At 46.7% G+C, this 14,448-nt stretch carries 13 protein-coding genes and 1 riboswitch; of the genes, 1 reads left to right on the top strand and 12 read right to left on the bottom strand.

Going from position 1 to position 14,448, the window contains the following annotated elements:
• Positions 1–166 precede the first annotated feature (166 nt).
• The 4 genes from mqnC to metA all read right to left on the bottom strand — a co-directional run bounded on the left by mqnC (position 167) and on the right by metA (position 4,862).
• On the bottom strand, positions 167–1,303 hold the full coding sequence (mqnC, locus tag ACR1R9_RS18170) for a cyclic dehypoxanthinyl futalosine synthase (protein WP_433923068.1): 1,137 nt from the start codon (positions 1,301–1,303) through the stop codon (positions 167–169).
• A gap of 242 nt (positions 1,304–1,545) precedes the next feature.
• The gene (locus ACR1R9_RS18175) at positions 1,546–2,739 is read right to left on the bottom strand and encodes a trans-sulfuration enzyme family protein (protein WP_076289905.1); all 1,194 of its coding nucleotides are present in this window, start codon (positions 2,737–2,739) and stop codon (positions 1,546–1,548) included.
• Positions 2,736–3,920 carry an aminotransferase class I/II-fold pyridoxal phosphate-dependent enzyme gene (locus ACR1R9_RS18180; protein WP_076289906.1) on the bottom strand — a complete coding sequence of 395 codons (1,185 nt, stop codon included), beginning with the start codon at positions 3,918–3,920 and terminating at the stop codon, positions 2,736–2,738. The genes ACR1R9_RS18175 and ACR1R9_RS18180 overlap by 4 nt, the downstream gene beginning before the upstream one ends.
• A gap of 24 nt (positions 3,921–3,944) precedes the next feature.
• Positions 3,945–4,862 (bottom strand): homoserine O-acetyltransferase MetA, encoded by a 918-nt coding sequence (metA, locus tag ACR1R9_RS18185; RefSeq protein ID WP_063564335.1) that lies wholly within the window; start codon positions 4,860–4,862, stop codon positions 3,945–3,947.
• Positions 4,863–5,096: 234 nt separating this feature from the next.
• Positions 5,097–5,221, bottom strand: a riboswitch (SAM riboswitch).
• 453 nt (positions 5,222–5,674) lie between these two features.
• Between metA and corA the strand changes: the two genes are divergently transcribed.
• Entirely contained in the window at positions 5,675–6,610 is a 936-nt protein-coding gene (corA, locus tag ACR1R9_RS18190; RefSeq protein ID WP_053780458.1) for a magnesium/cobalt transporter CorA, read from the top strand.
• A gap of 93 nt (positions 6,611–6,703) precedes the next feature.
• Here the strand turns inward: corA and ACR1R9_RS18195 are convergent, their stop codons facing one another.
• From ACR1R9_RS18195 to ACR1R9_RS18230, 8 genes are all read right to left on the bottom strand, one after another.
• Positions 6,704–7,705, bottom strand: coding sequence for an HRDC domain-containing protein (locus ACR1R9_RS18195; protein WP_326065330.1), 1,002 nt, complete (start codon positions 7,703–7,705; stop codon positions 6,704–6,706).
• Positions 7,706–7,889: 184 nt separating this feature from the next.
• The gene (locus ACR1R9_RS18200; protein WP_063564224.1) at positions 7,890–8,768 is read right to left on the bottom strand and encodes an ROK family protein; all 879 of its coding nucleotides are present in this window, start codon (positions 8,766–8,768) and stop codon (positions 7,890–7,892) included.
• Between the two features lie 71 nt (positions 8,769–8,839).
• Entirely contained in the window at positions 8,840–9,535 is a 696-nt protein-coding gene (locus ACR1R9_RS18205; protein WP_433923067.1) for an MOSC domain-containing protein, read from the bottom strand.
• Positions 9,536–9,564: 29 nt separating this feature from the next.
• Positions 9,565–10,671, bottom strand: a complete 1,107-nt coding sequence (locus ACR1R9_RS18210) for a phosphodiester glycosidase family protein (RefSeq protein WP_433923066.1) — start codon at positions 10,669–10,671, stop codon at positions 9,565–9,567.
• 5 nt (positions 10,672–10,676) lie between these two features.
• Positions 10,677–11,570: a 5'-3' exonuclease gene (locus tag ACR1R9_RS18215; RefSeq protein WP_072734037.1), complete on the bottom strand. Its 894-nt coding sequence runs from the start codon at positions 11,568–11,570 to the stop codon at positions 10,677–10,679.
• 389 nt (positions 11,571–11,959) lie between these two features.
• Positions 11,960–12,325, bottom strand: a complete 366-nt coding sequence (locus ACR1R9_RS18220; protein WP_163759460.1) for an arsenate reductase family protein — start codon at positions 12,323–12,325, stop codon at positions 11,960–11,962.
• Between the two features lie 336 nt (positions 12,326–12,661).
• Entirely contained in the window at positions 12,662–13,645 is a 984-nt protein-coding gene (locus ACR1R9_RS18225) for an RluA family pseudouridine synthase (protein ID WP_433923065.1), read from the bottom strand.
• Positions 13,642–14,223 carry a cob(I)yrinic acid a,c-diamide adenosyltransferase gene (locus ACR1R9_RS18230; protein ID WP_076289912.1) on the bottom strand — a complete coding sequence of 194 codons (582 nt, stop codon included), beginning with the start codon at positions 14,221–14,223 and terminating at the stop codon, positions 13,642–13,644. Before ACR1R9_RS18230 ends, ACR1R9_RS18225 begins: the two co-directional genes overlap by 4 nt.
• Positions 14,224–14,448 lie beyond the last annotated feature (225 nt).

The raw sequence follows: 14,448 nt of genomic DNA on the forward strand, positions 1-14,448 counted from the left end.
CGTAATATGTACTGTTTGATGATCTGAGAATAATCACTTGGTGTGAAGTGAAATTAAAAAGTCCGCCGATTCCCCTTATAAAGGGTAATCAACGGACTTCATATCCACACTGACTGAATGATCTTATCCATTCATTTCATCAGCGTGATGTACTATAAAATAAATATTAGTTCTGCATTACAAAATCTTGTTGAATGGCATTATTCTCATCAAACGTCCGCAGGATATCATATCTCGTGTTACGCTGTGCTGGAATATAACCGGACTCCCGAATCAGTTGCGTAATGGAACCAATGTTGACTTTGTACGTTGCGCCTGCAGCAGATACCACGTTCTCTTCAATCATGGTGCTACCAAAGTCGTTGCAGCCAAATTCAAGTGATTTTTTGCCGACTTCAGGTCCCATCGTTACCCATGAGGATTGAATGTTTTTGATGTTGTCCAATACCAGTCGGCTGATCGCTACCGTCTTCAGGTACTCTTCTGGCGTCTGACGCTCCAACTTCAGATTCGTATTATCCGGTTGGAATGTCCAAGGAATGAACGCCAGGAATCCTTCGGAATCATACTTGTTCGCAATGCACTCATCCTGAGCTTCACGTACACGAAGCAGATGCAGTGCGCGCTCTTCCATCGTTTCACCAAGACCGATAACCATCGTTGCCGTTGTGTTCATACCGATACGGTGAGCTGTCTGCATAACGTCCATCCAATCGCGCCATGAACCTTTCAAACGGCTGATTTTGCGGCGTGTACGGTCATCCAGGATTTCGGCACCACCACCAGGCAGGGAATCCAGTCCCGCTTCGTGAATTGCGCGTACAACCTCTTCCAAAGTAAGACCGTCCGACACTTCAACCATTTTCATAATTTCGGCTGGCGAGAAGGAGTGCATCGTAATATTAGGGAAACGCTCCTTGATCGCTTTGAGCAGGTCGGTGTAATAACTAAAAGGCAGATTCGGATTCGTTCCGCCTTGCATCAGAATCTCGGTACCATTCACGTCTTCGGTTTCTTGGATCTTCTGGAAGATGACTTCATCGGGAAGTACATATCCTTCGTCAGAGCCAGGTCTGCGGTAGAAAGCACAAAAACGGCAGTACACATCACACACGTTCGTGTAGTTGACGTTACGCCCAATAACAAAAGTTCTGTATGGTTCGGGGTGCATGCGTTTTACAATCACATTGGCGGCTGCCCCAATTTTGTCTACTTCATTGGATTCAAACAGCTGAATCGTGTCTTCCAAGTCCAAACGTTCGCCCCAAAGGGCTTTATCTAAGATACGGTCTACCGTACTCATCGTAAAAAAGCCTCCCTCATGAAGAGAAAATATAATCACGATCCGTCCCAACTTGCTCATATAGATGAAAGTTTTGGTGGCAACATCGCATTTCCGTACTCCACATATCGTAACACAGGTTACATGTGAAAAAAAGCACCTTATGAGCAGGTGCTTTAAAAATTAATAAAAATGTTTACATATGCCATCTATTTCATTTCTTTTTCAGCGGGCTCTAACACCCGTGTTTCAATACAGCCGACTTACGAATCCTGAAGTGCCTGATCCAGATCTGCAATCAGGTCATCGATGTCTTCCAGACCTACCGAGAAGCGCAGTAATCCGTCAGTTATACCTCGATCACGGCGAACCTCAGCCGGCATAGCCGCATGAGACATCATCGCAGGATAAGACAAGATACTTTCAACCGCACCCAGACTCACGGCAACAATTGGCAATTTCACACGGTTGAGTACAGCCTTGGCACGATCTCCCGACCCAACGTCAAACGACACGACAGCGCCGTATCCGCTTGACTGACGTTCATGAGCTTCACGGCCGGGATGATCCAGCAGCCCCGGATAAAATACAGCCGTAATATCACTGCGTCCACTAAGCCAAGCAGCCAGCTTCGCTGTGCTTTGTTCACTGTGTGCCATGCGCGCACCCAAAGTTTTCATGCCACGCATCAGCAGCCAGGATTCCTGGGCACCAAGCACGGTTCCAAGTCCATTCTGCAATTGTTTTAGCTGTGTACCCAATGAATCCGTACGAGCAACGGCTAAACCTGCCAGCACATCACTGTGCCCGCCAAGGAACTTGGTCGCACTATGTACGACAATATCCACACCAAGCTCGATCGGCCGTTGGTAATAAGGCGTCATGAAGGTGTTATCGAGAATGGAGATTAGTTCATGTTCCTTTGCCCAGGAGGTGACCGCAGCAATATCCGTGATCCGAAGTGTCGGGTTGGATGGTGTCTCCATATAGACTGCCTTCGTGTTCGGTTTGAGCGCTGCCTTTACTTCCTCAATATTGGTCATATCCACAAAGGTAGTCTCAATCTGCATCCGGCTCAGAATGGAAGTAAGCAGTCGATACGTTCCTCCATATACGTCTTCCGTCACAATCATGTGATCGCCTGCCGAGAACATCATGAACACACTGGAGATGGCAGCCATTCCTGAGGAATAGGCAAATCCACGTGCCCCACCTTCCAATAATGTAATGTAATCCTCCAATGCCTGACGAGTCGGGTTACCGGAACGACTATAATCATGTTGGGGTGGATTAAAAATATCAAAATGATGGAATGTGGAGGCCTGGTAAATTGGCACACTGGAAGCCCCAGTGGTTTTATCGATTTCGTCACCGAAATGCAGCAGCTTGGTATCGAACTTCAGGTCGGAATGAACATTCCGTTCATGATTGTTGGCATTATTGTTTTGCTCACTCATGATGCGGTTCCCCCTTCTATCTCCTGTTGTGCAGCTGTAAGTGCATTGCCCAGATCGGCAATCAGATCTTCGGCATGCTCGATCCCTACTGAGAAGCGCAACAGACGGTCATCTACACCTACAGCGTCACGAATTTCAATCGGAATATCCGCATGGGTCTGCACCGCAGGATAAGTCATCAATGACTCTACACCCCCGAGGCTTTCCGCAAAAGCAATCAGTTTAATGTGACGAAGCAATGGTTCAACATAACGAGCATCCTTTACCTTAAAGGAGAAAATGCCTGTATTTCCACTGGATTGTTTATTCTGTATTTCAAATCCGGGATGATCCGACAAACCAGGATGATACACTTCATTAACGGCTGGGTGCTCCAAAAGGTACTTGGCAATCGTCAGAGCATTATACTCATGCCGCTCCATGCGAAGAGCGAGTGTCTTCATGCCTTTCATCAGCTGATAGGAGTCACTTGGAGACAATACGGCTCCAATGGAATTGTGCAGGAATGCCATTTCGGCCGACAATTCCTCACCTTTGGTAATAATTAATCCGGCAAGTACATCATTATGACCACCCAGATACTTCGTGGCACTATGAATGATGATATCAGCACCAAGTTCAATTGGACGCTGGAAGAACGGAGTCAGTAGTGTATTATCCACAATGGTGAGCAAGTTGTGGCTCTTGGCCCAGGAGCATACCGCTTCTACATCCGTAATCATCATTAGTGGATTGGTTGGTGTTTCAATAAATACCGCTTTTGTATTTGGTTGACGAATATTTTCTAGAGCTGCCAAGTCATTAGTATCAACGTAACTTGCCGTCACACCAAATCGAGACAGGATGCGTTCAAGCAAACGATACGTTCCGCCGTACAGATCCAGCGATACAATCAGATGATCCCCTTGTCCGAATAAAGCGAAAATCGTTTGCAAAGCAGCCATGCCGGAGCTACAGGCAAAACCTGCATCACCGGATTCCAACGCTGCCGCTGCTTCTTCCAACACTTTACGGGTTGGATTGGTCGTACGAATATAATCAAATCCCGTGCTTTGTCCAAGCTTTGGGTGGCGAAACGCAGTGGATTGATAGATCGGAAAATTAATGGCGCCCGTTACCGGTTCATTGATAGACCCAATTTGGGCCAATCGACTTTCGATTTTCAACTTGTTGTCTTCCATTGCAGCATCCTCCTGTAATGTCGATTAAATTTGCGGACCAATATCGTAAGGTGTCTCTTGATACACATAGTAATTGAGCCAATTAGAGAATAATAAGTTTGCATGTGCTCGCCAAGTGGCCGGGGGAACACGGGAAGGATCGTCATTCGGGAAATAATGTCTCGGCAGCGCAATGTCCATACCTTTAGCTGCATCACGGTCATATTCCCATTTCAATGAAAGCGGGTCATACTCGGCATGTCCGGTTGCAAAAATCTGTTTGCCGTCTTTGGTAGCAACGAGGAAAATACCCGCTTCCTCTGATTCAGCCAATATTTCAAGGTTTTCATTTTTTTCAATATCTTCACGTCGCACTTCCGTATGGCGGGAATGCGGGACGTTGAATACTTCATCAAATCCGCGCAGCAGCTGCACATTGGATCTGTTGATCGTATGTGAGAATACGCCAAAACATTTTTCATCCAGCGGAACTTTGGGAACTCCGAAATGATGGTATAACCCCGCTTGGGAAGCCCAACATATATGCATGGTCGAAGTCACATTGGTTTTGGTCCATTCGAAGATCTCCTGAATTTCTTTCCAATAGTTCACGTCTTCAAAGTCCATTTGCTCTACAGGAGCACCTGTAATGATCATACCGTCAAAACGGCGGTGTTCGATCTCATCAAAGGTTTTGTAGAACAAGTCCAAATATTCCTGGGAAGTGTTCTTGGACGTATGAGACTTCGGATGAACCAGAACGATATCTACCTGAATTGGTGTGTTACCCACCAGACGAAGCAATTGAGTTTCTGTCGTTTCCTTTGTGGGCATCAGGTTTAATATAGCGATACGTAGTGGACGAATGTCCTGCTGGTAAGCAGATGTCTCGTCCATGACAAAGATGTTCTCTCCTGCAAGTACTTCTTTGGCAGGCAGTGTGTCTGGAATTTTGATTGGCATGGTAGTTCTAACTCCTCCTTGTGCATAAATAGATGCAGCCACTGCGGACTCGATACGATTCGCATCCGTACAGTTTTAGGCTGCCATGAGCTTGCCTGCAGGCGCTGAATTGCAACCACATTGCTGGCGGCAAGCTCAAGTTCCTTAGCGAAAATCACTGCTGAGAAGTCGGTGCATATAACAAAGACCTTCCTCGGATTCCGAGAAAGGTCATATGTAAATAGATATGCGCCTCTCTCATCTCTCAGTTACAACAGTGTCACTTGGACACTTGGTCGCTGCAAGAATTAGCACCGTGCGGTATACCGCCGGTTGCCGGGTTTCATCGGGCCAGTCCCTCCACCTACTCTTGATAAGATTTCGCTTTATTCAATTGTAAAAACTAGTGTGGTTCACCTTTTACTTTAAGACATTAATCCCCTCACGTCAAGGTGTAGTTCAATGTCTGTTCCTCAGGATCGGAACCGTTCATCATCCGTTGTCATACACTGCTCCAGGGCGCGAAATCGACACATTTTTGCGCTTGAAAGGACCCTGTACCAGCGGTATACTAGACAAGTGTTATAAACCCTTATGTGAGAGGTGACATATTCAATGGATGGCGACCCGAGGCCTGACTGGCAGCCGAATTCCGACAAACTGCATAGAGAATTGATATCAGCATGCCGGCAGCGGGACGTTACTTCCGTTTGATTATAGAGCGAACGCAGTCCTGACTTCCAGGCTCCGCTGCCGACCGGCTGATCTGTTCTTTTTGCGCCCATATTGATGAAATCCGCCCATTTGGCGGGTGCAGAAGGAGTAGATGAATAATGAAAATCCGGTTGGTAAATAACGGTGTATTTATTCCGGTGGACGACATTCAGCAGGCGCTGACTCCACCAGCGGAGGGGTTTTACTGGATTGATGCGGACGTAGACGATTTGGCGGTACTTCAACCGTTGTTCATGATGCATGATCTGGCTGTGGAAGACTGTTTGAGTGACGAAGAACAACGTCCGAAGATTGAAATTTATGAGAGCCATTATTTTATTGTTATTAATAGCATTCGTTTTGATGATGAAGAGATTTTTTTACGTGCCGTCAACTTGTTCCTTGGCAGACACTTTATTATCAGTGTTACCAAACAGAAAGTCAGCGAATTGCGGACATTGAAACCGATCCTTTGGGAACAGGAAATTAGTACGCCAGATAAGCTGCTGTATCTGCTGGTTGACTTGATTGTTGATAATTATTTTACTGTCGGTGACCGAATTGAAGCGCGCATTGAGAAGCTTGAAGAGGACATTCTGATGCATACCAAGAAGTCACATCTGAATGAGATTATCGGGCTGCGCAGTGAGATTTTGTGGCTGAAGAAAGTGCTTGGACCTCAGAAAGAGGTCATTAACACACTCAATAAAAAAGATCTGCGTCTTATTGATGATCAACTGCAAAAGTATTTTAGTGACATTTATGAGAATGCTGTGAAAATATCCGAAACCTTTGAGACTTATCGCGACTTGATGGGGAACTTACGAGAAGCTTATCAATCCAGTATCGCCAACCGGGCGAATGAAATCATGCGTGTGTTCACCGCCATTACGACGGTGTTCATGCCGCTGACGGTTATCACTGGCATCTATGGGATGAACTTTACGAACATGCCCGAGTTGGACTGGAAGTATGGTTATTTTGTGGTTATTGGCCTGATGGTTACACTGGGCCTGAGTATGTTCTTTATTTTCCGCAAAAAAGATTGGGTTTGAAATAGCAAAAGACGAAGCGCTCCACTTCTGGAGACGTCTCGTCTTTTTTTTATTATCCGCTTAATGTATGACAACTAACGTCCTATTTCCAATCTAGCCTGCATTCTGCTCCGTCTCTATGTGACGACGAAACCGGATGCGAATCATGCGCAGTCTTTCGTAGACCTGCTCCAGATTGCTCCCGCCAGGCTTCTCTTCTCCATACACCTTATGTAACACGGGCTTCAGGAACGTATCTCCCAGCTCCTCGTAGGCACTCCATACCGCCTCTTGCTCCTCTTCAGACATGACAGCAAGCTCCGCATCAAGTAGACAATCGGTGTCATACCCCTCCAAATCCAGTGTCTCCAACAGTTCAATTAGCTCCCGACGGGACAATCCGGAACGATTCACAATCTCCTCCAATGTATATCCTTCTTTCATACCCTCAAGTACCTGCTTCCGTGTGGTGAATCTGTCTAGCTCCTGCTTGTACTTCTGCTCTCTCTGTTTGTACAGCCAGCTCTCATATTCTTGTTCTTTCAGAACCGAGTACACCCAATCTAGCGGGAAAGATGTGGAACGTTCCAGTCCATTCGTAAGCTCCAGCCATTGCTCTCCGTACTCGGAAGCCTTGCTCTCCCCTACGCCAGGCAGTTGCATCAATTCATCGATGGTTTGTGGAACAAATGCACTGATCATGCGCAGCAACCGGTTCGTTGCAATAAAATAGGGGGCCTTCCGGTCAGACGCTGCTCTCTTCCTGCGCCATATGCACAGGTCCATATACAGCCCCTCATTGCCATATAATTCACTGTAACAATGAAGACGTTGACCGCCATAACTGCGCGACTTCAAATCATCATTTTCGTGAAACAAACCTTGCAGCAACGGACGATATCCTTCGCCCATCTGTATGGCTAACTGATGGCGATACACATGCAACAGCTCGTCCCACGAACTGCCATCATACCAGATGGCATCCGTACGATCTCCTTCCTCATATCGGCTCCACCCCAGATGCCACGCCCCTTCTTCTTCACCAATCCACAACTGCGCATGCTCTTCATTCTGACCTGACATTCTGGATAATCTGTTCATGAAAATGACTTCCATATCTTGTCCCTCCTTCAATAGTTCAGCTCGACACAGTCTGTATTGTGCTAAATTAGGCAGCACAAAAAAACACCTCTCCTGCAAAATCCATGCAAGAGAGGTGCTTCCTCATTAACCGTGCTATGCTGTTGCTCATATATTACCACAATGGAAAAATTCGTCAACTACTTGTTTGTAAAGCTATTTACTTGTTCAAAGCTAGTTTCGCCAAAGCAAGTGAACCACACAGTCCTGCGTTATCGCCAAGTCCAGGTGAAACGACATACTGGTCAATTTCGGACTGAAGTGCAGGATGCTGAACGTATCCAGCGAGTAATTCCTGCAGTTTGCTGCGAACCATTGGGAACAGATGCTCCTGCTTCATCACACCGCCACCCATTACAATTTTCTGAGGTGTGAGGATCAATACATAATTCATCAGAGCATGCGCCAGGTAATGTGCTTCAATCTCCCAAGCCTTGTGATCGGCTGGCAGTTCGTAAGCCGGTTGCTCCCAACGTTTATTGATGGCAGGACCTGCGGCAAGCCCTTCCAGACAGTCTCCATGATACGGACAGAACCCTTCATACGTATCCTCAGGATGTCTGCGTACAATGATGTGTCCCATCTCTGGATGTGACAATCCATGGACCATTTTGCCACCTACAACTGCGCCTGCACCAATACCCGTTCCGACAGTAATATACAGACAGCTATCTAGGCCTTGTGCAGCCCCCCAGGTTGCTTCCCCAAGCGCAGCACCGTTTACATCGGTGTCGAACGTCATCGGTACATCAAAGTGCTCTTTGAGCTTACCAATCAGGTTGTACTGACCCCAATGTGGTTTTGGTGTTGTTGTGATGTAACCATAAGTCGGGCTTCCTTCAATCGGATCAATCGGACCAAATGAACCTACACCTAATGCTTCAATACCTTTACCTTCAAAAAAAGCGATTACTTGAGCCATCGTCTCTTCCGGTGTCGTCGTTGGAAAACTTACGCGTTCAAGAACTTCTCCTTCTTCCGTACCGATACCACATACAAATTTGGTTCCTCCAGCTTCAATTGCGCCTAAAATCGTCATGTTAGTCACACTCCCAAGTAGTTTAAAATTAAAATGGATCTTCGAATCTGTTCTCTAAACAAGGGCATGAATTAATCCTGTTCAGCAGTTTCGAGCTTAGCCAGTCGCTTCAATAAGGTTTGCTTCCAGCTGTCGGCTAACGTTGGAATGTCCAGCAAAGCACGCATAGCAGCGACATCCTGCTTCCCCTGATGCATAATTCGATTAGCTTCCAGAATGGTCATTGATGCAGGATCCGTGCTTATTCGTCTGAAAGTTGCAGAAGGAGTTACCTCGCCCTCTTGCAACACCCGAAAATAAAATCCGGTATGCCCGCTATCCTGGAAATAAACAGGCAGCTCTTTGTAATCATACCGTGCACCAAGCTTGAAGCAAGGCTGTCTCGGCTGGCTGACCTGTACCGTGGCTTTCCCCAATTCATACACATCACCAATGCGGACTTCTTCCTCCATACAGCCTTCAACTGTCAGATTTTCTCCACAAGCTCCCCAGTCCAGCTTGCGATCCATCAGTTGTTCAAGCGCCGCATAGCGACTGTAATCGTATACACAAACCGCCTTGTCAGGCCCACCATGATGCTCCAGATCAGCCTGGGCATCCCCTGTCATTCCGGTGAATGACAGAAAGACCGGGCTGGGTATGGGATGTTTCACAATGCCGCTCATCACTTCGCGCTTCTGGCCAGGCAAGGCCTGAACTTGCCCTACGTTTACAGCTAATACCGCTGTTTTGCTTTCATCTGGCTTCCGGTTATGTGTGAGTGTCATCTGATCCTACCTCCCATATTAGCTTTCTTTTAACGAACAGAGCCCCCAAAAACAAGTGTATTACTTAACAAGCGGCCCGGGGAAGTAAGCATTTTGCCGCCAGCATACATGCCAGAAGATGCACCACCATCCAGGTTCATTGCCTGTTTGGCTCCAAGCTTCTGCATGACAGCAGCCCATTCCTTAATTGTCGCTCCTGACACGGTAGCCAACATAACCGAACCGTCGGCCATTATGGCAATACCGCTTCTTGCGCCGGAGGCATTGAGAATTTTGGTATCCTTGAAGCCCTCACTTGCTGGATTTACGGCAACTTTGCCGTCTTTCACCAGACGTGGACCTGCGCCCACAGCGGTGACTACATCTTGCCAAGGGATCTCCTTGCCCGCTGCATTGGTGTACTTATAATTCATCTCTACAGTTGATCCAACGGTAAAGCGGTCGGACGAAGATTTCTGATTCCCCGTGAAGACCAGCACCGAGCCATTCTTCGGAATGGCTACATCGGTATTCGGTACTTTCTTGGTGACAATCCCTTTCTCCATCACAACCGCCGTGCCCCCTTTGAACCCGACTGTAGATCCCCGCTCTGGTGTGTATAACATCGTAATACTCGCATTCGCGGAAGGTGTTCGGTTAATAAAGGTCGCATACCAACTGCGCGATTTCCCTTCTTTATCTGTTACTTTACCTGTCAGGCTCACTTGAAGCGAATCCATGATGGCTGAGCCATCTTCCTTAAATCCAATCGTTGTTCCGTATCTTCCAATATGTATAACTTTGCCGTTTGCTATTAACATGCCGTATGGATCTGGAGCTCCGTTATACGCTTCAAAAAACGCTCCGTTAATGGCCGCTTGCGCGCCATATGCCTTAACAATCGAAGGTAATGTTGCAGTCTGACCAACCTGCTTCTTCGCTAATCCTACGGTAACTGGTGTACCCTTGGGAATACTAACCGTCTGCACGGTAAAACTGCGTCCTGCTGCTTTTACTTTCTGTACCTTGGTGCTAATTGCCGCTTTGGCATCTGCTGTCTGTGGAACACTCACTGCTCCTGAAAGGACTACAGGCAAAGCAAGGACGAGGGCTATAGCCCCTGTCCACCACTTTTTGCCCGTCCGTTTTGTCTGCATGCTACTCACCCTATTGCCACTCCCATCCAAGAGCCCAGGCTCTTCATCTCAAGTTGTTCGAACTTGTCCATCACCATATCCGGATCAAGACGCAATTCACATACATCCAGTGCACATGCTACCGGAACAGCACAGTGAATCTCTGCCAGTTTGCGGGACAGATGAAGCATGTCGAGATCATTCTCAATCTTGTTACGTACCGAAGGGGTAAGCTTATCCATATTGTCCAAAATACCTTCAATGGAGCCAAACTCCTGCACAAGTTTCAAAGCCGTCTTCTCCCCAATGCCCCGTACCCCAGGATAATTGTCACTGGCATCGCCCATCAGACCTTTCATGTCAATCACTTGACGAGGTGTCAGTTGTTTCTCCGTCATTAGAGATTCAGGCGTATACACCATGTAATTGCCATGACCTTTTTTCATAATAATAATGCTTGTGCGATCATCAATCAGTTGCAGCATATCATGGTCACCCGTAAGTACCATCACGTTCATATCCGTCTGCTCGGTGTAGTATTTGGCAAGTGTACCGATGCAATCATCAGCTTCATATCCTTGTGCGCCAATATTCGGAATGTTCAAACTATCCATCACTTCGCGAATCAGAGCAAACTGAGGAATCAGATCATCCGGAGCTTCCGGACGGTTCCCCTTGTACGCTGCATACTCTTCACCGCGAAACGTCTTGCCCCCCATATCCCAACAGCATACGACATGACTTGGCCCAAAGGTCTGAACCGCATCCCAGAAATAACGGATAAATCCGTATACTGCGTTGGTTGGCACGCCTGCCTTTGTACGTCTGATATATCCGCTTGCAGATGTTGCATAGAATGCACGGAACAACACCGCCATACCATCTACCAGCAACAAAGTAGGTTCATTACGTTGATTCACTTGAATTTGTTCTCTCCTGTCCTGATTCCATAGAAAATCGAACTAAAGAATATTTACACTTGCCACTCCGATGACAGAACAACCTTCTGATCGCTGTTATCCCCAAATTTTTTTGATCCCCTTCTTCAGAAGGGAAAATCCGGTGATAAAGGCGAACGCTCCGCTTCCTCAGGTTATTTCTGTCCTCTCCGTTCTCGTGTAAATCCTTAGCTAAGTTTCTATAGCCAAATAAAATATCGATCTAATTCTATCATTATAGCATAGTTCCGCCAAGGATCGACCAGCCAAAAAAGCCCTGAAATTTGAACATTCAGAGCCTTTTTTACCTTGGTTCATTTAACAATCAATGAAATCATTAATCAACAAATTACGCGTTGTTCCATTCCTGCTCACGCGTTGTTCCATTCCTGCTCATACGTATCTTCCTTGAAACCTACGGTCACTTTGTGACCATCCGTAACGATTGGACGTTTAATCAGACGACCATTGGAAGCCAGCAAACGAATCTGCTCTTCTGTGGACAACCCCGGCAGCTTGTCCTTCAATTGCTGCTCCTTGTATACTTCCCCACTCGTATTGAAGAACTTCTTCACTTCAAGTCCGCTCTTCTGAATCAATTCCGTTAATTCTGTTTCGGATGGAGGTGTGTCGAAAATAGGGATTAATTCCAGCTCATGCCCCTGAGCTTCCAGCCATTTTACGGCTTTACGGCACGTGCCACATTTGGCATATTGGTATACTTTTAGATTACTCATCGTTGCTTGTCCTCCTAAAATTGCTCCTGTTTCGACTTCTCGCTTCCCTTGGTTTGCTTCGCAAATCCAAAAGTTGCTCCAACCCGATACCATCGCAATGTAGTTTTTACTTCAAACCTTTTCGTGAATGAAAAAATGTCCATTCTGCTTTAGGATCAAAAGCCTAAAACATAAAAATCCTACAACCTGAAAATTTCAAAAATTAGCCTGTGGCATTTTGTTCGGATGCAGTTTGCATTCCTCACAAGCATTTAGTTGACTAATCGTTGAACATACAGTAGGACACATTGAACTGATGTAATATACAGCGCAAAACACTGGCCGTTTAACAGCATTTTATAGTGGTTCTCTAGGAGATGCCTCGGCATCCAAACGTGCCTCCAGGGCTGCCATATCAGCGGGCAACGGGGCTTGGAACGTCATCCGACTTTGCAAAATGGGATGGTCAAACGCCAGCTCACATGCGTGCAATGCCTGACGGGCAATCCAAGTGTCTCGTTCATCTCGAACAGCCATGGTCTGCTCATCGATCTCATGTACAGGAAGGGTCTTGTACATCCGATCCCCAATTAAAGGGCAGCCAATCGATGTCATATGCACCCTTATTTGATGGGTTCTGCCGCTCTCCAGCTTCAGGTTCACCGCACTGGCGCTTCCGCCCGCCCACCTTGCAACGGTCGTGTATAACGTTCTTGCCGCATAACCGTCAGGTGTAACGATTCGACGATGCGGCTCTTCGGGATCACGATCAATCGGCCCATCGATGGCCCCCTCTTCTTGGGCAGGACTACCGTGCACAAAGGCAATATATTGTTTATCCACCGTTCCAGCGATCATCTGTTCAGACACATGCTGGTGCACATATGGATTTTTTGCGATTGCCAGCACACCCGATGTTTCCTGATCTAGTCGATGAATTGGTCTGAAGCGGAAACGCTCGCTCTTGGACTTCCAATAATGGACAACCCCGTTTGCCAATGTACCTGTGTAATGCCCATGTGTTGGATGTACGATGACACCAGAATCTTTGTTCACTATAAGCAAGTGCTCATCTTCATACAGTATCGTAAAGGGAATCGGCTCAGGTAAAATATCATCCGACTCTTCCTGTTCCATCCGGACTTCCAGGACGTCACCTGTGCTAACTTTGACGCTGATGTATACTCGCTCGCCATTCAACATAATTCCCTGCTCTGTAAGTTTGATTCTCGACAGGAGCTTGCGCGAAACCTGTAGGCGCCGCTGAAGCACGGTCTTCAGCAGCCAGCCATCTTCATTTTCGGGAACCGTGTAAGTAAGTGGTGAATAATAATCGCTCATTCTTTGTCTTTGCGGCGGAATACTTTTTTGCTCCGCACATATTCAATGTCAGCTACCTGTTGTCTCGCATTGGCAGTCCGAGCTACAACGAAGAAATAATCAGACAGACGATTCAAATAACGTCGTACAGAAGGGTTGATATCCGTATGTTGTCCGAGTGTTACGGCGCGGCGTTCAGCGCGACGACATACTGTACGGCAGACATGTAATGTGGAAGAGAGCAGACTGCCCCCAGGCAAAATAAACCGCTCCACCTTCGGATTTTCCGCATCATACAGATCTATCCATTGCTCAAGCCGGGTGACCATCTCATCCCGTACTTTATATTTGGTTTCGCTAATTTTTACAAAGGCGAGATCGGACCCGCAATCAAACAATTCTTGCTGAATTTCGAGCAAGTGTTCACGCAAATCCTCAAATTTTCCGTTTGCTTGATCAATAAAACTAATTGCCTGCCCAACAAAACAATTCAGCTCATCAATTGTCCCGTAAGCTTCAACCCGGTCATCGTCCTTGATGACCCGTCCACCAATGACTGAGGTTTGTCCCTCGTCACCTGTTCGTGTATATATGCCCATTGTAATCCCTCCTATTGTTAATATCATTCGCATGGTAGAACGCTGGGGTTAAATATAAATGCATGCCCTTTTAGAGTTTAACTTAATCAGTATACTTGACCTACTATGAATACGGGAATGCTATTATTTTCAGAAACCAGTGAGATCCTTCACACGTATATATGAGTTGGTGTACTCTGCCGAGTATACGCCAAATCCTTGCAAACCAAAAGTAGAGGAGACGAT

The sequence above is a fragment of the Paenibacillus taichungensis genome, from assembly GCF_050994985.1.
Classification (GTDB): domain Bacteria; phylum Bacillota; class Bacilli; order Paenibacillales; family Paenibacillaceae; genus Paenibacillus; species Paenibacillus taichungensis.